At 69.7% G+C, this 18,420-nt stretch carries 18 protein-coding genes; 14 read left to right on the top strand and 4 right to left on the bottom strand.

Annotated features, from left to right (window positions below; genetic code table 11):
- Window positions 1–3: 3 nt before the first annotated feature.
- Entirely contained in the window at window positions 4–714 is a 711-nt protein-coding gene (locus D7Y04_RS04060) for a TetR/AcrR family transcriptional regulator (protein WP_120593217.1), read from the bottom strand.
- A gap of 142 nt (window positions 715–856) precedes the next feature.
- On the opposite strand from D7Y04_RS04060, the gene D7Y04_RS04055 reads away from it, so the two are divergent.
- The 5 genes from D7Y04_RS04055 (at window position 857) to D7Y04_RS04035 (ending at window position 8,402) form a co-directional block, all read left to right on the top strand.
- On the top strand, window positions 857–1,699 hold the full coding sequence (locus tag D7Y04_RS04055) for a sterol desaturase family protein (RefSeq protein WP_121759269.1): 843 nt from the start codon (window positions 857–859) through the stop codon (window positions 1,697–1,699).
- 128 nt (window positions 1,700–1,827) lie between these two features.
- A complete protein-coding gene (locus D7Y04_RS04050) occupies window positions 1,828–3,321 on the top strand; it encodes an FAD/NAD(P)-binding protein (RefSeq protein WP_121759268.1) in 1,494 nt (497 codons plus the stop codon).
- 131 nt (window positions 3,322–3,452) lie between these two features.
- Window positions 3,453–4,739: a hypothetical protein gene (locus tag D7Y04_RS04045; protein WP_121758373.1), complete on the top strand. Its 1,287-nt coding sequence runs from the start codon at window positions 3,453–3,455 to the stop codon at window positions 4,737–4,739.
- A gap of 116 nt (window positions 4,740–4,855) precedes the next feature.
- Window positions 4,856–7,087 (top strand): hypothetical protein, encoded by a 2,232-nt coding sequence (locus tag D7Y04_RS04040; protein ID WP_121758372.1) that lies wholly within the window; start codon window positions 4,856–4,858, stop codon window positions 7,085–7,087.
- Window positions 7,088–7,253: 166 nt separating this feature from the next.
- Entirely contained in the window at window positions 7,254–8,402 is a 1,149-nt protein-coding gene (locus D7Y04_RS04035; RefSeq protein ID WP_121758371.1) for a bestrophin family protein, read from the top strand.
- 3 nt (window positions 8,403–8,405) lie between these two features.
- On the opposite strand, the gene D7Y04_RS04030 is transcribed toward D7Y04_RS04035, so the two are convergent.
- Complete coding sequence (locus D7Y04_RS04030) at window positions 8,406–9,194, bottom strand: 2-keto-4-pentenoate hydratase (RefSeq protein ID WP_121758370.1); 789 nt, start codon at window positions 9,192–9,194, stop codon at window positions 8,406–8,408.
- Window positions 9,195–9,377: 183 nt separating this feature from the next.
- On the opposite strand from D7Y04_RS04030, the gene D7Y04_RS04025 reads away from it, so the two are divergent.
- The 7 genes from D7Y04_RS04025 to D7Y04_RS03995 are packed head-to-tail and all read left to right on the top strand — an operon-like array spanning window position 9,378 to window position 16,171.
- Window positions 9,378–10,820: an aldehyde dehydrogenase gene (locus tag D7Y04_RS04025; protein ID WP_121758369.1), complete on the top strand. Its 1,443-nt coding sequence runs from the start codon at window positions 9,378–9,380 to the stop codon at window positions 10,818–10,820.
- Between the two features lie 16 nt (window positions 10,821–10,836).
- The gene (locus D7Y04_RS04020; RefSeq protein WP_014393721.1) at window positions 10,837–11,265 is read left to right on the top strand and encodes a RidA family protein; all 429 of its coding nucleotides are present in this window, start codon (window positions 10,837–10,839) and stop codon (window positions 11,263–11,265) included.
- A 1-nt stretch (window position 11,266) separates the two neighbouring features.
- Complete coding sequence (gene nbaC, locus D7Y04_RS04015) at window positions 11,267–11,791, top strand: 3-hydroxyanthranilate 3,4-dioxygenase (protein ID WP_120593208.1); 525 nt, start codon at window positions 11,267–11,269, stop codon at window positions 11,789–11,791.
- Window positions 11,788–12,804 carry an amidohydrolase family protein gene (locus D7Y04_RS04010; RefSeq protein ID WP_121758368.1) on the top strand — a complete coding sequence of 339 codons (1,017 nt, stop codon included), beginning with the start codon at window positions 11,788–11,790 and terminating at the stop codon, window positions 12,802–12,804. Before nbaC ends, D7Y04_RS04010 begins: the two co-directional genes overlap by 4 nt.
- Window positions 12,801–14,078: a kynureninase gene (kynU, locus tag D7Y04_RS04005; RefSeq protein WP_121758367.1), complete on the top strand. Its 1,278-nt coding sequence runs from the start codon at window positions 12,801–12,803 to the stop codon at window positions 14,076–14,078. Before D7Y04_RS04010 ends, kynU begins: the two co-directional genes overlap by 4 nt.
- On the top strand, window positions 14,065–15,456 hold the full coding sequence (locus D7Y04_RS04000) for an NAD(P)/FAD-dependent oxidoreductase (RefSeq protein ID WP_121758366.1): 1,392 nt from the start codon (window positions 14,065–14,067) through the stop codon (window positions 15,454–15,456). The genes kynU and D7Y04_RS04000 overlap by 14 nt, the downstream gene beginning before the upstream one ends.
- A complete protein-coding gene (locus tag D7Y04_RS03995) occupies window positions 15,446–16,171 on the top strand; it encodes an SDR family oxidoreductase (RefSeq protein WP_233601265.1) in 726 nt (241 codons plus the stop codon). Before D7Y04_RS04000 ends, D7Y04_RS03995 begins: the two co-directional genes overlap by 11 nt.
- On the opposite strand, the gene D7Y04_RS03990 is transcribed toward D7Y04_RS03995, so the two are convergent.
- Complete coding sequence (locus tag D7Y04_RS03990; RefSeq protein WP_121758365.1) at window positions 16,168–16,677, bottom strand: hypothetical protein; 510 nt, start codon at window positions 16,675–16,677, stop codon at window positions 16,168–16,170. The genes D7Y04_RS03995 and D7Y04_RS03990 overlap by 4 nt on opposite strands.
- Window positions 16,678–16,792: 115 nt before the next feature.
- On the opposite strand from D7Y04_RS03990, the gene D7Y04_RS03985 reads away from it, so the two are divergent.
- Both D7Y04_RS03985 and D7Y04_RS03980 read left to right on the top strand, forming a co-directional pair.
- On the top strand, window positions 16,793–17,272 hold the full coding sequence (locus D7Y04_RS03985) for a hypothetical protein (RefSeq protein ID WP_121758364.1): 480 nt from the start codon (window positions 16,793–16,795) through the stop codon (window positions 17,270–17,272).
- On the top strand, window positions 17,269–17,850 hold the full coding sequence (locus tag D7Y04_RS03980) for a hypothetical protein (protein WP_121758363.1): 582 nt from the start codon (window positions 17,269–17,271) through the stop codon (window positions 17,848–17,850). Before D7Y04_RS03985 ends, D7Y04_RS03980 begins: the two co-directional genes overlap by 4 nt.
- Window positions 17,851–17,857: 7 nt before the next feature.
- Here the strand turns inward: D7Y04_RS03980 and D7Y04_RS03975 are convergent, their stop codons facing one another.
- Window positions 17,858–18,352, bottom strand: coding sequence for a hypothetical protein (locus D7Y04_RS03975; RefSeq protein WP_121758362.1), 495 nt, complete (start codon window positions 18,350–18,352; stop codon window positions 17,858–17,860).
- Between the last annotated feature and the right edge of the window lie 68 nt (window positions 18,353–18,420).

Raw genomic sequence — 18,420 nt, 5'->3', positions numbered from 1 at the left:
GCTTCAGCCTCCGCCGGGCGGCTTCATCCCAAGAGCCCCCTGGAGCATCCCGCCGAGCACCTCGCGGAACCGCGCGTCCGACGCCGCGTCCGCCGGACGCCCCATCACGGGCAGCAGCGCCTCTCGCGCGAGCAGGAACCACTGCGACGCGCACAGCGCCACGAGCAGCGTCATGTCCACCGTGTCGCGCGAGGGCGGCTGCGTGCCCTGCGCCTCCGCCACGCGGCCCGACTGGAACTCCAGCGCGTCCGCCAACAGCCGCAGGCCTTGCGCGCGCACCAGCGGCATGTGCTCGGCGCGGCCGGTGAGCAGCGCCCACGCCATCAGCCGGCTGTGCTGCCCCTGCTGGACCACGGCGAAGAAGCGCTCGAGCAGCGCACCGGCGTTGGGAGGCGCCTCCGCCGCGAGCAGCTGCTCCCGGAAGGACGCGGCCAACAGTTCGTTGCGGCGCAGGAGCACCTCGCGCACCAGGGCCTCGTAGGTGCCGAAGTAGTGCGTGACGAGCGCGTGGCTCACCCCCGCCGCCTTCGCCACCGCCTGCAGCCCCACCTTGTCCGGCCCCTGCTCCACGAACAGCGTCTCGGCGGCCTGGAGGATGACGTCTCGCGCCTCCTCCGGGGTGCGCCGCTTCCGGGGCGCGGCGGGCTTCGCGGGACGACGGGGAGCGGAGGTGCGCCGGGCCGGAGCGCGGCCCTGGGGACGCTTGGATGCCATCGCCGCGCATCCTAGCCCTCCGCTTCATCGTTCAACGCACCATCGCTATTGTCAGATTTGACAATAACTACGGACGGGCATTATCCATGAGGTGTCCGGGCATGACTGGCCCGGGGGTGTGCTGGCCTTCGCGAGGTCCGTGATGCATGCGCTGCTGCCTGAGAATCCGTCGCTGCCGGTGCTGTTCCTGCTGGTCCTGCTCATCTCCGGGACGCTCAAGCTGCTGACGGTGGTGGGTGGCTGGGGGGTGTGGCGCACGCGGCTGGCGGAGCGCTTCCGGGTGTACCGGCGGGAGCTGGCAAAGGGGCAGCTGCGCAGCGAGGCGCTGGCGGCGGTGGGCGTGGTGTTGACGGACGCGGTGCTCATCGGGACGTTCCGGTATTTCACCGGGCCCCTGATGGCGCCGTTCAGCCTGTCCACGGCGCTGTGGTCGTACGCGTGGATGTTCGTGGGCTTCGAGGTGTGGTTCTACGTGACGCACCGGCTGCTGCACCTGCCGCGCTTCTACCGCTTCCACGCGCAGCACCACGTGGCGCAGGTGACGGAGCCGCTCACCGCGCTGTCGTTCTCCGTGGTGGAGCGGGTGGTGCTGATGGGCGGCGGGCTGGGCCTGCACTTCGCGGCCATGCACGTGTTCCCGGGCACGCAGGTGGGAATCCTGGCCTACATGCTGACCAACTACGTCCTCAACGCGTTCGGGCACGGCAACACGGAGTGGCTGCCGAAGCGCTTCGTGACGTCCTGGGTGGGCCGCGTCTTCTTCACCCCCACGTTCCACGCCCTGCACCACGCGCGCTACCAGGGGCACTACGGCCTGTACACCGTGGTGCTGGACCGGTGGCTGGGCACCGCGTTCGCCGACTATCCGCAAGTGCATGCGCGCGCCCGCGATGGCGAGGGACTGACGCGCATCGGGGAGCGGCTGGCGGTCGCGCCCCCTGCTCCTTCCCTCCCCTCCCAGCCCGAGGCGCACCAGGCGGTTTGAGGTCCGCCGGGCCCCGCCGTCACAGGGTGGGCCTGGAAGGCCAGAGGCCGTGGGCCTACGGACAATCCGAGCAGGTGGCGACGCTCGGGAGGGATGGCATCCGGGGGGGCCGGACCTACAATCGCGCGGTGAACTCCCGGCAGGACGTGATCATCATCGGCGCGGGCGCCAGCGGAACGCTGCTCGCGGCCTGTCTCTTGCGGGGCGCCCGTTCGCCCCTGCGCGTGGCCCTCGTGGAGCGGGGGGAGCGCCTGGGCCGGGGGGTCGCGTACTCCACCACCAGCGCGCGTCACCTGCTCAACGTCCCGGCCGGCCGCATGAGCGCCTGGGTCGACGACCCGGAGCACTTCCTTCGCTGGCTTCGCATGGAGGCGCCGGACACGCCGCCATCCGCGTTCGCCGAGCGCCGCCGCTATGGCCAGTATCTGGAGTTCGTGCTGAAGGACACCGCCGCGAAGGCCGCGCCGGGCGTCCAGTTGGAGACGCCGCGCGACGAGGTGACCTCGGTGGAGGACACGGCGGACGGCGTGAAGGTGACGCTCGCGAGCGGCCAGAGCCTGGAGGCGAAGGGCGCCGTGCTGGCGCTGGGCAACGCGATGCCCGCGGACCTGCGCGTGCCGGACGGCGGGCTGTACGCGAGCGCGCGCTACCACCGCTCGCCGTGGGTGCCCGGGGCGCTGGAGGGCATCGGCTCCGGTGAGTCGGTGCTGCTCATCGGCACGGCGCTCACCATGGTGGACACGGTGCTGTCGCTGGGCGAACGCGGTCACCAGGGCCCGGTGCACGCGCTGTCGCGCCATGGCCTGCTGCCGCACCCGCACCGCGCGCATGGCGCGAAGACGCCCGCGGCGGCGGAGCCCCTGCGCATCCGTGAGCTGTTGCGCTCGGTGCGCCGGGAGATGGACCGCTGTCGCGACGCGGAGACCGCCACGCAGGCCGCGTCCCCTTCCGCGGAGGGCGTGGTGCCGTTCAGCACGCTGCGCATCCGCGACGTGCTGCGCACGATGCGCCAGGAGGTCGAGGCGCAAGCGGCGGCGGGCGCGGACTGGCGCGCGGCGGTGGACTCGCTGCGGCCGGTGACGACGCCGTTGTGGCAGCGGCTGTCGGAGCCGGAGCGGCGGCGGTTCCTGCGCCACCTGCGGGCGTACTGGGAGGTGCACCGCCACCGCATGGCGCCGGAGATCCACGACGTGACGGACGCGTGGCGGCGCGACGGGCGGCTGACGCTCCACTCGGGCCGAGTGCTCCGCTTCGAGTTGGAGCCGGACGCGGCGGCGGTCCACCTGCGTCCCCGGGGCGAGCGCGAGCCCCAGGTGCTGCGCGTGCAGCACGTCATCAACTGCACCGGCCCCGAGTCGAACCCGGCCTCGCGCGGCCAGCCCGTCCTGCGCGGCCTGCTGGAGGCGGGACAGGCTCGCGCGGACTCGCTGGGCATGGGGCTGGCGACGGCGCCCGACGGCGAGGTGCTGGACGCACGTGGACAGCCCTCCGCCCACCTCTTCACGCTGGGCCCGACGCGGCGGGGGGACCTGTGGGAAACCACAGCCGTCCCTGAAATCCGTTCGCAGGCCCGCGACCTGGCGGAGCTCCTGCTGCGCCGGTTGAGCACGCCTGCCCGGTAGAGGACCTGACAGGCTCCATGACCTGGAGGTGAGGCTCCTGCTCGCCAGGCAACGTCGCTCTCGGTGGGTGGCTGTTGGGGCTCTGGCGTTTCGTGCGACATTCCAGGTCCCCCTCCTGGAGTTCCGTCCCGATGGCCTTGAAGCGCCCCCTCCCCGCCCTCATGGGAGGCGTGTCCCTGTCCGTCCTCGTGAGCCTCGGGGCGCTGGCGCACCAGCACCTGCGCACCGACGCGCTGGAGGAACGGCTCCTGCGTGAGGTGAACACGCTGACGCACGCGGAGCACCCGCGTCCGGCGCACATCACCGCCACGCGGCCCGGCACCTTCGGGGACGCGATGGTTCCGCTCCTGCCCGCGCTGCTCCAACAGGCCCGCGCGACCCCGGCCCCCACCTCGGCGGAGGCCGCGACCCTGGAGGCCGTGACGGAAGGACGCGCTCCGGTGACGGACCTTCCCGCCTCCCGCCGTGAAGCCCTGGAGCAGGGCCTTCCGCTGATGCGGCGGGTGCTCGCCGCCACCCATGCGGAGTCCGGTGGCCTTCCGGAGGACCTGCGTCCCCTGTCCGGTCCGGAGGTGTCGCGGCGGGACGCGATGATCCACGCGCTTCGCCGCGTGGTGGAGGACGCGGCGCTGGAGACGCGGCGGCTCGTGTCGCGGGGTGAAGCGGATCCCGCGGTGGACACGTGCCTGGACGCGCTCGCGCTGAGCCGGGAGCTGGCCCTGGGCGGCGGGCTCGTGGGACAGCGACTGTCCGCGGCCGGCTATGCGCGCACGTGGCGGGCCTGCGCGGACGCACTCGACGCGGCCTCCCTGTCCCGCAAGCGTCAGGCCATCTCGCAGCTCACCCGGCTGCATGAGAGCTTCCCGCCGGTGTCCCTGATGCTGCACGAGGAGGCCGTCGCCGCGCAGCTCCACGCCTTCCGCGACCTGCTCTCCGACGACACCCGCGCCGAGCTGCCGCCCACGTGGTTCGACGCCCCCGAGCAGCCCGGAGCCCTGTCGCGCCGGCTCCAGTGGCGTCAGTGGGTGGAGGACGCGGACCACCTCCTCGCCGTGGCGGATCAACCGGCCGAGGAGCGCCGCCGCTCGCTGGCGGCCCTGGAGACCCGGAAGGCCGGGGAGTACTTCCGTCAGGCGGAGGCCCCGTCGGTGCGCCTGTCGCCCGAGGACATGGAAGCACTGGAGCTGCGCACGCTCCGCTCCGAAGCCCTCATCGCCCTGGCGGAGGTGGACGTGGCCCACGCGGAGAAGGGCCAGTGGCCGCGCGCGCTCCCCACGCGGACGACGTCGCTGGTGCTGGAGCCCGTGGATGAAACCCAGGTCAGCATCCGCTCCTGCATCCCGGGGCTGATGCCCGACCCGCTGGTGGTGAAGGCAGACGGTACGCCCGCGCTCCAGCAGGTCCACGACGTGCATTGAGCCGGTGACGGCGACTCCCTGGTGGGTCCGCTCGCGCCCGCTTCACGTCCGGCCTCCCACGTGGGACCGACCATGTAGGATGCGGCCTTTCCGTGGACGTCGGGGAGGGAGCCGTCATGTCGTGGAAGCTCGCGCTGCTGGACGAAGTGTCGAAGGTGCTGCCGGATGCGCCGCTCAAGGGCTCGGACATCCGCGTGGAATTGCCGACCGCCAGCTATGCGCTGCCCGCGGGAGAGAAGCTGGGCTCCCTGACGTTCGCGTTCGACGTGTCCGCGCGCGGCTTCGTGGAAGGCTATGACGCCCCGGCGGACGTGGACGCGGCGGGCGTGGTGGGCGTGGCCGCTGGCGACGCGACGACGCAGCTGGCACCGGCGCTCGTCTATGGCGGCGACCAGGCGTGGCTCAAGTACGGCGTGGAGGCGCGCGTGAAGGCGGACGTCGGCTTCCCGCTGCCCTACGTGGCGCTCGCGGCCAACGGCGACGTGCGCGTGCTGCTCGCGGACTACCACCGGCACACGCAGGACACGAACGCTCGCGCCGCGCTGAAGAAGAACGCGCCGGAGCTGCGGCTGCCGCTGCTCACGTCGTCGCTGGACAAGCTGGGCGTGGGTGACGCCATCGCGTTCCAGGCGCGCGGCGAGCTGTCCGTCACCGCGACGCTGGACTGGACGGACGTCTACACGTCCAACCTCCAGACGCTGACGAAGCTCTTGTCCGCCAGCACCATGATGGCCTTCGAGGCCAAGGCGGGCGCCACCGTGTCCGCCAAGGTCAAGGTGGTGGACGACTACGCCGTCATCTTCTCCCGCCCCGCGGCCGGCCAGGTGCGCGTGCAGGTGAAGAAGGTGGTGGCGCGCGAGGCGGGCGTGACGGCCAGCCTGCACGTGGAGGCGAGCCTCACCGACCCGGCCGCCGTCGTCGCCCAGGTGGAGAGTGTGCTCGAAGGGCTCCTGTCGGTGCCGCTGTCCGAGTTCGACTCCCTGATGACGAAGCTGGAAGCGCACACCCTGTCCGCGAACGAGACCAAGGTCCTGCGCATCATCCTGGACCGGCTGGGCTTCGGGGAGCTGGAGGCCAACACCACGGCGCTGCGAACGCAGTGGGAGAAGCTCCGCACGGACGTGCGCGGGCGCATCCAGGCGCTGGCGGAATCGAAGTTCGAGGCGGGCTTCCGCTACGAGTACCTGCGCCTGCGCGAGCAGACCACGCTCCTGTCCACCGTGTGCACCGACGCCCAGGCCCGCGTGCTGCACCCGCTGCTGGTGTCTGGACGGATGGACAGCGCGATGCAGCGCATGCAGGCCGAAGGCATGGCGCTGGAGCAGTGCCTGCTGAAGGAGGTCAACAAGGAGTCCAAGGCCTGGGGCTTCTCCCTGAAGCTGGGCAAGTGGGCGCTGGGCGGCAGCGACGTGCACGAGCTCACCCAGGTGGTGCAGCGCAACAGCCTGGAGAAGGAGTCGCCCCAGCGCGTCTCGTTCCTGGGCGTGCGCAGCTACAAGGGCACGCTGCTCACGCCGTACATGCACTGGACCGCGGACTTCAAGGCGGACATGGCGGAGTTCCGCAAGTCGCCCACCGTGGCGGACTTCGACCTGGGCCTGTACCTGCTGCTGGCCCATGACGCTCGCAATCTGTCGGACGACGACCTGCGCCAGGCCGTGGACGAAGCCATCATCTGGGGCGCGCTGGATGACGCCGAGGAGGAAGAGGTCCTCAAGCGCATCCGCGACGCTTCCGGCGGCAAGGAGATTGAGACGCGGGTGGAGCTGAAGCTGGACAACCGGACGCTGCGCGACGTCATCACCCACGCGGCGGATCCGGACGCCCACTCCGCCTTCGCTCGCGCGCTGGCCCGGGCCCTGCCCTGGTACGGCGTGCCGTGCCGCGACCGGCCCACCGTGCGCGAGTCTGTCTACGCGCCCCTGTGGAAGGAGTACCTGGAACAGAACTGGTCCGCCGCCGTGGCCGCGAACATGGCTGGCGCGACCCTGAAGAAGAATCCGCTCGTCGGGCACTTCGCGTACATCGAAGGGCTGCTGGGCAACGGCATGCTGACGCTCGCGGAGGTCATCCAGAAGAACCCCGGCACCGTGTCCAAGTGGCACGAGCTGCGCGCGGGCCTGCTGGACCTGCGCAACAGCGAGCAGCGCTCGCCTGCCGTCTTCAAGGGCGCGTTCAAGGCGCTGTCCCAGTCGTGGGCGCAGTCCTTCCACCTGAAGGCCACGGGCGCGTTCTTCCTGGAGCTGGCGGCGCGCGGCGGCAACGGCCTGTCCACCGTGGAGCGCACCTTCACCGTGACGGTGCCGGCGACGGGCGCGAGCATCGTCTTCTCCAAGTCGCGGGCCTGACGGGCGCACGCGTCCTTCGTCCGCTTCCGCACGCTCCCCGGGCGTGCGGAGGGGACTTGCGGCCGGACGGGGGGCGCGAAGGTGACGCGGCGCATTGCCGCTCCTCGGGGGCATCACTACATCCAGCTCCTCACGCAGCACGCCCCGCGAAGAGGAGCCCCGGGAGATGATCGTCGGTCGGATGCTGTCCTGGCGGATCATCCTCCGCTACACGGGGCGCCCCGTCGTCGTCCACATCGCCATCGCGCTGGCCATCTCGCTGGGCTACGAGGTGTTGGACGCCAGATGGCTGTCGGTGCCTGCGTTGCCGGTGACGCTGCTGGCCGCGGCGCTGGGCGTGCTGCTCGGCTTCCGCAACAACTCCGCCTACGAGCGCTGGTGGGAGGCACGCACCCTCTGGGGCGGGCTGGTGAACGCGTCACGGACGCTGGCCCGGCAGGTGCTCAGCTTCCTGCCCGCCCCTCGCGCCCAGCGCAGTGACGGGACGCCGGAGACACCCTCCGCCGCGTCGCGCCTGGTCCAGGTGGCCGTGCAGCCGGAGGGGCCCGCGCTGGCGCCCGCCTGGTCCACGGTGGGTGACGGCGCGGTGCGGGACCAACTCGGCCATGCGCGCGACCTGCGCGGTCCCAGCATCCCGCGCGCGAAACTGGCCACGTTCGTCCATCCGGCCGCGGAATCCCCCCGGGGCATCATCACCGGCATGTTCGAGGGCATCACCGAGGACGCGCGCGAGCTGGTCTACGCGCAGATTGGCTTCGTGAACGCGCTGCGCTGCCACCTGCGGCGGCAGGACCCCTTCCCGGAGATCACCCCGTTCTTCCGGCCGTCCGTGCTGGAGGCGCTGCGCGTGGAGCAGAACGTGCCCGCCGCCATCCTGCTGTGGATGAGCACGCGCATGCGCCGCGTGTACAGCGACATCGAGCACCCGGAGAAGGTCTACCTGCGCGTGGCGATGGACGAGACGCTCACGGAGCTCACCAACTCCCTGGGCGCGTGCGAGCGCATCAAGAACACGCCCCTGCCCCGCCAGTACGACATCCTTCCGCACGCCATGGTGCGCGCCTACCTCACCATGCTGCCCCTGGGCGTCGTCGCGGACCTGGGCGTGCTCACGCCGCTCATCACCGCCATCATCGCGTTCCTCTTCATCGCCCTGGACGCGGTGGGCCGCGACGTGGAGGCCCCCTTCGAGGACGGCGTCAGCGACACGCCCATGACGGCGCTGTGCCGCACCATCGAGATCAACCTGCGGCAGATGCTGGGCGAAGCCGAGCTGCCTCCACCGCTCCAGCCGAAGAACGGCCTGCTGTACTGAGGCCTACTCCGTCGCGGTGACCTCCACCGTGCCCAGCCCGTCCACGGTGAGTCGCACGTGGTCGCCGGGCTTCATCAGGTAGGCGGCGGTGGCCGCGCCGGACAGCACCAGGCTTCCCGCGGGCAGCACCTGACCGCGCTCCGCGAGCAGCGCGCACAGCTGGATGAGGGACACCACCGGGTCGCCAGAGATGGCGTCCGAGCGCGCCTCGCCCTCCACCTTGCCGTTCACCTCCATGCGCATCTGGAGCTTCGTCAGGTCCAGCTCGCGAGGGGCGCGCTCCAGGGTGCCCGGCACGAACAGCGATGACGACGCGTTGTCCGCCACCACGTCCGGCAGGCTGAAGTACTTGAAGCCCACGAAGCGCGAGTCCAGCACCTCCATCGCCGCGAAGACGGCGTCGCACGCGTCCAGCGCCTCGTCGCGCGTCACGGTGCCCTTGAGTTCCTTCGACGTGCGGAAGGCGATTTCCGGTTCGATGCGCGGGTGGATGCCCGCGCCCACGCGCACCACGCCGCCGGGCTGCACGCGCATCCGGTCCGTGAGCACGCCGAAGATGGGCGAGCCCAGGTTCATCTGCTGGCGCTTCGCCTCCGACGTGAAGCCCATCTTCAGGCCCACCACCCGCTCGCCCTGGGCCTCGCGCAGCCGGATGCCCTCCGCCTGCACCGCATAGCCATCCGGAACGGTCAGGGTCGGGTGCGCGTGTGACAGGGGCGGTATCTCTCGCCGCTCGCGCCGCGCCGCGTCCAGGATTCCAGCCAGGGCTGCTACATCCACAGTCGAGCTCATGCGCGAATCTTTTCCATGCCCGGCCCGCAATTCCACCAAGGATTCACCTGTGGAGCGGGTCCCGGAGACGCTGGGAGCCAGACGGCCGCGCAAGCGAGCGCCATCCGACGCCGACTGTTCGGAATCCTGGAGGCTGCGGACGGCCGCGACATACATTGCCGCGTCTCTTTGGAGGGCGCGCCCGTGGAAAAGGTCCTCAACTACATCGGTGGCGAGCTGGTGCCCGCGGCGGGCGGCCAGTGGCTCGACAAGCCGGAGCCCGCGACGGGCCAACTCTACGCGCACGTGCCGGACTCGCGCGAGGTGGACGTGCAGTCCGCCGTGGAGGCCGCGGGCCGGGCCTTCCCCGCCTGGGCCGCGCTGCCGGCGATGGAGCGCTCGCGGTACCTGCGCCGCATCGCGGGTCTCATCCACGAACGCCTGGACGCCTTCGCGCGGGCGGAGTCCATCGACACAGGCAAGCCGCTGTCGGTGGCTCGCACGGTGGACATCCCTCGCAGCGTGCTCAACTTCGAGTTCTTCGCGGACGCGGCGACACAGTTCTCCAGTGAAGCGCACCCCATGGACGGCGTGGCGCTCAACTACACGCTGCGCTCACCGCTGGGCGTGGTGGGCTGCATCTCGCCGTGGAACCTGCCGCTGTACCTGCTCACGTGGAAGATTGCCCCCGCGCTGGCGGCCGGTAACTGCGTGGTGGCCAAGCCGTCGGAGGTGACGCCGATGACGGCCTTCCTCCTGTCGCAGGTGTGTCGCGACGCGGGCCTGCCGCCGGGCGTGCTCAACCTGGTGCACGGCCTGGGGCCTCACGTCGGTGGGCCGCTCACGCGCCACCCGGAGGTCAGCGCCATCTCCTTCACCGGCAGCACGCGCACGGGCGCGGAGATTGCCCGCGTGGCCGCGCCCGCGTTCAAGAAGCTGTCCCTGGAGATGGGCGGGAAGAACCCCAACGTCATCTTCGCGGACTGCGACTTCGACGAGGCGCTGGCCACCACGCTGCGCTCGTCCTTCGCCAACCAGGGGCAAATTTGCCTGTGCGGCCCGCGCATCTTCGTGCAGCGCTCGCTGTATCCGCGCTTCAAGGAAGCGCTGGTCGCGCGCACGAAGGCCCTCAAGGTGGGCGACCCGCTGGTGGAGGGCACGGACCAGGGCGCGCTGGTGTCGCGCGAGCACTTCGAGAAGGTGCTGGGCTACATCGCGCTCGCGAAGCAGGAGGGCGGCAACATCCTTACCGGCGGCCAGCGCGCGAGCGTGCCCGGCCGCTGCGCGAACGGATGGTTCATCGAGCCCACGCTGGTCGAAGGCCTGGCGCCCACGTGCCGCACGAACCAGGAAGAGATCTTCGGCCCGGTGGCCACGATCATGCCCTTCGATGACGAGGAGGAGGTGCTGTCGTGGGCCAACTCCACGCGCTACGGACTGGCGGGCAGCGTGTGGACGAAGGACCTGGCGCGCGCGCACCGGTTCGCGTCCCGGCTGCACAGCGGCATCGTCTGGGTGAACACCTGGATGCTGCGCGACCTGCGCACGCCGTTTGGTGGAGTGAAGGAATCCGGCGTGGGCCGCGAGGGCGGCTGGGACGCGCTGCGCTTCTTCACCGAGCCCAAGAACGTCTGCATCAAGCTTTGAGCCTGGAGAGCGACACGTGAGCGCTGGCGAGCGGATCGATTCGAAGAAGGCCCCGGAGCCGGTGGGGCTCTATCCCCACGCGCGCCGTGTGGGGAACTTGTTGTTCCTCTCCGGCGTGGGCCCGCGCGAGCGCGGCAGCAAGGCCATTCCGGGCGTGGAGCTGGACGCTGCGGGGAACATCGTCTCGTACGACATCGAGACGCAGTGCCACTCCGTGTTCCGCAACGTGCGCTACATCCTGGAGGACGCGGGCTCGTCGTGGGAGCGGCTGGTGGACGTGACGGTGTACCTCACGGACATGAAGCGGGACTTCCCCACGTACAACCGGCTGTGGGCGGAGTACTTCAAGGACAACCCACCGTGCCGCACCACGCTGGAAATCAACGCGCTGCCCACGCCCATCGCGATTGAACTCAAGTGCATCGCCACCATTGGAGACGAGTGACATGGGCCGACTGACCCCCATCAACTTCAAGAAGTGGATCGACGAGCACCGCCCCCTGCTCAAGCCGCCCGTGGGCAACCAGCAGGTGTGGGCGGACCGGGACTTCATGGTCACGGTGGTGGGCGGGCCCAACTCGCGCACGGACTTCCACGTCAACGAGGGCGAGGAGTTCTTCTACCAACTGGAGGGCGACATCACCCTGCGCGTCATCGACGACGGGCAGGTGCAGGACGTCCCCATCCGCGAGGGCGAAATCTTCCTGTTGCCGCCCAAGGTGCCGCACTCGCCGCAGCGGCCCGCGGGCACCATCGGGCTGGTGCTGGAGCGCCGCCGCCAGCCGCAGGAGCTGGATTCGTTCCTGTGGCTGTGCCCGAAGTGCGGCGAGAAGCTCTATGAGGAATCGCTGCACGTCACCAACCTGGTGACGCAGCTGCCGCCGGTGTTCGAGCACTTCTACGGCAACCCCGAGAACTGCACGTGCAAGAAGTGCGGCACGAAGGTGGCGCGGGGTGGTGCGCCCAAGTGAAGGTCGACATCCACACGCACCTCCTCCCCCCGGAGCTGCCCCGCTTCGCCGAGCGCTTCGGCTACGGCGGCTTCATCGCGCTGGACCACCACGCGCCCTGCCGCGCGCGGATGATGCGGGACGACGGGAAGTTCTTCCGCGAGATTGAAAGCAACTGCTGGGACCCGAAGCAGCGCGTCGTGGAATGCGACGCGCACGGCGTCCAGGTGCAGGTGCTGTCCACGGTGCCCGTGCTGTTCAGCTATTGGGCGAAACCGCAGGACGGCCTGGAGGTGGCGCGCTTCCTCAACGACCACCTGGCCGGCGCGGTGGCGACGGCGCCGAAGCGCTTCGTGGGCCTGGGCACGGTGCCGCTCCAATCCACCGACCTGGCGGTCAAGGAATTGGAGCGCTGCGTGCGCACGCTGGGGTTCGCGGGCGTGCAGATTGGCAGCCACGTCAATGACCTGAACCTGTCCGACCCGGCCCTCTTCCCCTTCTTCCAGGCGGCGAGCGACCTGGGCGCATCCGTCTTCGTGCACCCGTGGGACATGATGGGTGAGGCGAAGATGGCGAAGTACTGGCTGCCGTGGCTGGTGGGGATGCCTGCGGAGGTGTCGCTGGCCATCTGCTCGCTCATCTTCGGCGGGGTGATGGAGCGGCTGCCGAAGCTGCGGCTGGCGTTCGCGCACGGCGGCGGCGCGTTCCCCGGCACGCTGGGCCGCATCCAGCACGGCTTCGAAGTTCGCCCGGACCTGGTCGCGGTGGACAACCCCGTCGCGCCGCGCGACTACCTGGGAAGGTTCTGGGTGGACTCGCTGGTGCACGACGCGGAGACGTTGCGCGGCATCGTGAAGCTGTTCGGCGCGGACAAGGTGGCGCTGGGCAGTGACTATCCCTTCCCGCTGGGCGAGGAGCGGCCCGGCACGCTCATCGAGTCGCTGACGGACCTGGCGCCTTCCGTGCGCGAGCAACTGCTGTCCCGAAATGCCCTGGAGTGGCTGGGGCGCTCGCACGAGGACTTCGCACCATGACGGCCCCTGTCTACGAGAACACCGATGTGTTCGCCTACGGCCTGGACGCAGCGGATCCGCTGAGGCCCCTGCGCGACGAGTTCCTCTTCCCGCCCGCTCCCTCTGGAGCGCCGGCCATCTACCTGGCGGGCAATTCGCTGGGGCTGCAGCCGCGCAAGGCGCGCAAGTACGTGCAGATGGAGATGGAGGACTGGGAGCGGCTGGGCGTGGAGGGCCATGTGCACGGCCGCCACCCCTGGCTGCCCTACCACGAAGAGCTCACCGACATGGTGGCGCGGGTGGTGGGAGCGCAGCCGCAGGAAGTCGTGGTGATGAACACCCTGTCGGTGAACCTGCACCTGATGATGGTGTCGTTCTACCGGCCCACGCGTGAGCGCTTCAAAATCCTGATTGAAGGCGGCGCCTTCCCGTCGGACCAGTACGCGGTGGCGTCACAGGCGCGCTTCCACGGCTACGACCCGAAGGAGGCCATCGTCCGGCTGATGCCCCGCGAGGGCGAGGACACGCTGCGCTCCGAGGACATCCTGGAGGCCATCGAGCGGCACGGGAAGGAGCTCGCGCTGGTGATGCTGGGCAGCGTGAACTACCTCACCGGGCAGGCGTTCGACCTGCGCGAGATTACCCGCGTGGCGCACGCGCAGGGCTGCAAGGTGGGCTTCGACCTGGCGCACGGGGCGGGCAACCTGAAGCTGTCGCTGCACGACGACGGGCCGGACTTCGCGGTGTGGTGTTCGTACAAGTACCTCAACGGCGGACCGGGCAGCCTGGGTGGCGTGTTCGTGCACGAGCGCCACGCGCATTCACCGGAACTGCCGCGCTTCGAGGGCTGGTGGGGGCACAACAAGGCCACGCGCTTCGAGATGGGGCCTACGTTCGACCCGCTGCCGGGCGCGGAGGGGTGGCAGCTGTCCAATCCGCCCATCTTCCAGTTGGCGGCGCTGCGCTCGTCGCTGGAGCTGTTCGACAGGGCAACGATGGCGGCCCTGCGCGCGAAGAGCGACCAGATGACGGGCTACCTGGAGTTCCTGCTGGACCGGCTGCCCGCGGGGTACGTCAGCATCACCACGCCGCGAGATTTGAAGCAGCGTGGGGCGCAGCTGTCCCTGCGCTTCAAGGGCGAGCCGAAGCGGCTGCTCCAGCGGCTGTCCGCGGCCGGCATCATCTGCGACTTCCGCGAGCCGGACATCATCCGCGCCGCGCCCGCGCCCCTCTACAACACGTACCTGGACGTCTTCCGCTTCGTGAAGGCGCTGGAGGCCCATGCCCTCGAATGAGTCGAAGCTGACGGTGGTGGGAGCGGGCCTGGTGGGTTCGCTGCTCTCGCTGTACCTGGCCCGCCGGGGCCACACGGTGGAGGTGCTGGAGCGCCGCCCGGACATGCGCCGCGAGACGCTGGACGCGGGGCGCTCCATCAACCTGGCCATCTCCACGCGCGGCCTGCATGCCTTGCGGCAGGTGGGCCTGGAGGAGGAGGCGCTGAAGCACGCCATTCCCATGCGCGGGCGGGTCATCCATCCGGTGAAGGGCGAGCTGGCCTTCCAGCCGTATGGGAAGGATGACTCGCAGCACATCAATTCCCTGTCACGCGGCTGGCTGAACAAGTTCCTGATGACGCAAGCGGAGGCCACGGGCCGCGTGTCCATCCGCTTCCGGCAGCGGGTGACGCAGGCGGATCCAGCGGCGGGGGCGCTCACGGTGCTGGACGAGGCCACGGGCGCGACGCGCGAGCTGCGCGACGCGGTGGTGTTCGGCACGGATGGCTCGGGTTCGGCGGTGCGGCAGGCGCTGCAATCGCAGACAGGTTCCCAGGCGGACTCGCAGACGCTGGGGCATGGCTACAAGGAGCTGACGATTCCGCCGGGCGAGGGTGGGCGCTTCCAGATGGAGAAGCACGCGCTGCACATCTGGCCGCGCGGCACGTACATGCTCATCGCGCTGCCGAATGAAGACGGCAGCTTCACGTGCACGCTGTTCCTGCCGTGGGAAGGGCCGGTGAGCTTCGCGTCGCTCCACACGCCCGCCGCGCTGGAGGCGTTCTTCCAGGAGCAGTTCCCGGACGCGAAGGCGCTGATTCCCGGGCTGGTGGAGGAGTTCTTCTCCCGGCCCACCGGACAGATGGTGACGGTGAAGTGCGCGCCGTGGCGCGAGGGTGGGCGCACGCTGCTGTTGGGTGACGCGGCCCACGCGATGGTCCCCTTTTACGGACAGGGGATGAACTGCGGCTTCGAGGACTGCGTGGTGCTGGACTCGCTGCTGGAGCGGCGGACGGACTGGGCGGCCGCGTTCGACGCGTTCGAGCGGCTGCGCAAGACGAACGCGGACGCCATCGCGGACATGGCGGTGGAGAACTTCATCGAGATGCGCGACAGCACGGCGGATCCGCGCTTCCTGTTGGAGAAGGGCGTGGAGAAGGTGCTGCTCAACGCGTTCCCGGGCGAGTTCGTCAGCCGCTACTCGCTGGTGAGCTTCAGCCGCGTGCCCTATCGGCTGGCGTACGGCGTGGGCGCAATCGCGGGCGGCATCGTGTCGGAGCTGGCTCGGGAGCTGAAGCGGCCGGAGGACGTGGACCTGGACCTGGCGGCGAAGCTGATTCGCGGCCGGCTGACCCCTTTCATGGAGGAGCACGCGGATGGATTTCGGCTTGAAGGGTAGGCGGGCGCTGGTGACGGGCGCGTCGTCGGGGTTGGGGCGCGCCATCGCGGACACGCTGGTGAAGGAGCGCGCGACGGTGGCGGTGTCCTCGCGAGGCGGGGAGAAACTCCAGAAGGCAGCGAAGGAGCTGGGCGCGGCGCTGGCGGTGCCGTGTGATTTGACTCAGCCGGGGGCCGCGCGCGGGCTGGTGCGCGAGGTGACCGAGAAGCTGGGCGGCCTGGACGTGCTGGTGGTGAACGCGGGAGGCCCGCCGTCCGGAGGCTTCGAGTCCATCACGGTGGAGCAATGGCAGACAGGGTTCCAGAGCCTGTGGCTGGCCACGGTGGATGCGATTCAGGAAGCGCTGCCGGGCATGAAGGCACAGGGCTGGGGCCGCATCGTGCTGGTGACGTCCACGGCGGCGCGCGAGGCGATGAACAACCTCACGGTGTCCAACGGCCTGCGCGCGGGATTGCTGGGGCTGGTGAAGACCCTGAGCAATGAAGTGGCACCGTATGGAATCACGGTGAACGCGGCGCTGCCGGGCTACCACGCGACGGACCGGATGAAGGACCTGGGCCTGTCAGACGAGAAGGTCGCACCGAACATCCCCGCGAGGCGACTGGGAAGGCCGGAGGAGTTCGCGGCGCTGGTGACGTTCCTGGCGTCGGAGCCGGCCGCGTATATCAGTGGCCAGTCCATTGCCTGCGACGGTGGGGCGCTGCGGGGCTTCTAGGGTCCCATGTGCACAATCAGGTAGAGCAGGCCCGCGCCGGTCCCCACGGACACGCCCACGGCCCACACCGCTGCCGAGGAGATGGCTCGCAGCAGTCCGTAGGCGCCCAGCAGCGCCGCGGACAGGAGCCATCCGCCGAAGAAGCTGGATACGAACACGATTGGCGAGAGCCAGTACGACACCTCGCAGCTCGAGCCCAAGCACTCGCCGAACGGCAGCGGCAGATGGTTCTTGTCGAGGACGACGGCCGTCGCGCCGAGCCCCGAGAGCAGCGCCCCCGCCAACGACAGCCACCGCCAGGCCCTTCCGGAGAGCGTGAAGGCGCCCTCATTCCGCCAGCGTGGCGCCCGGCGCAAGGTGACGATGACGAGGACCAGCAGGCCCAGGCCCAATCCCAGCGTCACCGGGAGCACGGCGACGCCGCGGAATGCCGTCGCCAGCATCCACAGACCGAAGAGAAGGGAGCCGAGGCACAGGGCCGCGAAGAGCGCGAGGCGTGAAGTCATCAGGGCTTTTATATGCCGATTCAGCCGCGTCGCTCAGCGGACAGCCCGCCCCCTGAGACGATGGAGCCTTGAGAGGATTCCGAAGTGACGTCGGCGGCCTTCCGGGGGGAAGGACATGGACGCGACGAAGTGGGCGGTATACCTGGGGCTGGCGTGGTTGCTCACGGGCTGCGCGATGAGGACCGGGACCGTGGTGGAGGGGAGCCTCCAGCCCCGGCACTTCCGGTTCGTCACGGTCATTGAACAGACAGAGCCAGAGCCAGGAGGCTGGAGAGAAGCCTGTGTCCATGTTCCGCTACGGCGTGACACGGGAGAAATCTTCAAGTGCACGCTGGGAATTGGACTCCCCATCCACGCCAAAGGCTCGGAACCCATTCCGGTGGAACTGGCCCAACGCATCTCGGCGAACTGCGCCAATCTGGCGGCCCAGGCCGTGTTCAGTGCGACCACGCCAGTGACGGCCCTCGGGCTTGCGTGTGAGGAGTTCAGGACCACCTTCGGGACCGCGCTCGACGCGGCCATTCTTGGTTCACGCGTCAGGCAGCAGTGCCACCCGGCAACCTTTCCCTTCAAGTCCGGGCCCAGGAAGCCATGACGCCTTCCGCCGAAGAATTGCTTGCGATTGCTCGTCTCTACTGGGGCGCCGACCAGGCCTATGCCTTCCGTCAGGAGCCCAGTCCCGAGGACCTTCGCTATGAAGCCCTCTGGGAGAAGAAGAATGCGGAGAGGCCCCGCTGGGGGTCTTTCGTGAAGGCGCTTCGAGAAGCGCTTCCCAGCTGCGATGCCTGGGACTACGCGCCGGGCCTGGCGAACCCCAGCTTCTGCGTGCTGGTCTACCCGCATCAGGAGCAGGACATGATGCGCCCGCAGACATCCTGGACGGTCGCCGGGTACCTCAGCATCCTGGCCCCCCTCTACACCGTGCACTGCGTTCGCAGGGTCTTCCTGGGGAAACACCTCATGGAGTCGAAGGTCTTCCTCGGCCCCATCCCAATGGAGCTGCAAGACATCGCGGACACGCTCGCCCGACACATCGAGGCTGAGTACGGCGCGACGGTGCTCCCCCTTGATGTCGCGCAGACGCCCGTCCCCCTCTACGTCAACGCCATGAAGCCACCGGAGACCACGCTCTTCCACGCGCTCTTCACCTCCGAGCCCGGGAACATCTTTTGAGCCGGGTTCAGCGCCCCAGAATCAGGAAGAGCACGAACGCGAAGGCCGCCGTGCCCGCGAGCACGCCCTGCACGGCCACCGGCTTCAATCCCTTCACCATCCCGACCGCCGCCAGCGCCGCTGACGCCACCAGCATCCCCAGCGGCAGTCCGGCCACGAAGGCCACGGGCACGTAGAAGATGACGACCGCGCATTCACCCCTGCTGCAAACCCCCGGCGTGGAGAAGTAAGCGAAGGTCAGCATCACCGCCCAGACGGCCATGAGCAGTCCCCCGACGATCGAACCACCCCACCAGACGCCCTGGTAGAGCGCGAAGTAACCCATGCGCCGCCAGTGAGTCACCCGCTGTCGGACCTCGATCATCAGTCCCATCAGGACCAAGACCGGCAGCAACGCCAGCACGAACGCGCTACCGGCTCCGCGCATCCCCGCCAGGGCGGACGCCAGGAAGGCCACAACACAGGAGAGCAGGGCCGCGAAGACTGCGAGTCGTGAGTTCATCCGGGTCGCGGACGCGGGGAAGAGAAGGCCGCGTCCTCCCACAGAGTGACAAAGCCGCCCCGTCCAGG

Origin of the sequence: Corallococcus sp. AB038B, from assembly GCF_003668955.1 — a bacterium.
Lineage (GTDB): Bacteria > Myxococcota > Myxococcia > Myxococcales > Myxococcaceae > Corallococcus > Corallococcus exiguus.
Note: the sequence above shows the minus strand (reverse complement) of the source record. Positions and strands in the feature narration are given on the sequence as shown.

Coding starts and splice junctions, on each gene's coding strand:
- D7Y04_RS04060 (WP_120593217.1), bottom strand. CDS start 714: ATGGCATCCAAGCGTCCCCAGGGCCGCGCTCCGGCCCGGCGCACCTCC.
- D7Y04_RS04055 (WP_121759269.1), top strand. CDS start 857: ATGCATGCGCTGCTGCCTGAGAATCCGTCGCTGCCGGTGCTGTTCCTG.
- D7Y04_RS04045 (WP_121758373.1), top strand. CDS start 3,453: ATGGCCTTGAAGCGCCCCCTCCCCGCCCTCATGGGAGGCGTGTCCCTG.
- D7Y04_RS04040 (WP_121758372.1), top strand. CDS start 4,856: ATGTCGTGGAAGCTCGCGCTGCTGGACGAAGTGTCGAAGGTGCTGCCG.
- D7Y04_RS04035 (WP_121758371.1), top strand. CDS start 7,254: ATGATCGTCGGTCGGATGCTGTCCTGGCGGATCATCCTCCGCTACACG.
- D7Y04_RS04030 (WP_121758370.1), bottom strand. CDS start 9,194: ATGAGCTCGACTGTGGATGTAGCAGCCCTGGCTGGAATCCTGGACGCG.
- nbaC (WP_120593208.1), top strand. CDS start 11,267: ATGGGCCGACTGACCCCCATCAACTTCAAGAAGTGGATCGACGAGCAC.
- kynU (WP_121758367.1), top strand. CDS start 12,801: ATGACGGCCCCTGTCTACGAGAACACCGATGTGTTCGCCTACGGCCTG.
- D7Y04_RS04000 (WP_121758366.1), top strand. CDS start 14,065: ATGCCCTCGAATGAGTCGAAGCTGACGGTGGTGGGAGCGGGCCTGGTG.
- D7Y04_RS03990 (WP_121758365.1), bottom strand. CDS start 16,677: ATGACTTCACGCCTCGCGCTCTTCGCGGCCCTGTGCCTCGGCTCCCTT.
- D7Y04_RS03985 (WP_121758364.1), top strand. CDS start 16,793: ATGGACGCGACGAAGTGGGCGGTATACCTGGGGCTGGCGTGGTTGCTC.
- D7Y04_RS03980 (WP_121758363.1), top strand. CDS start 17,269: ATGACGCCTTCCGCCGAAGAATTGCTTGCGATTGCTCGTCTCTACTGG.
- D7Y04_RS03975 (WP_121758362.1), bottom strand. CDS start 18,352: ATGAACTCACGACTCGCAGTCTTCGCGGCCCTGCTCTCCTGTGTTGTG.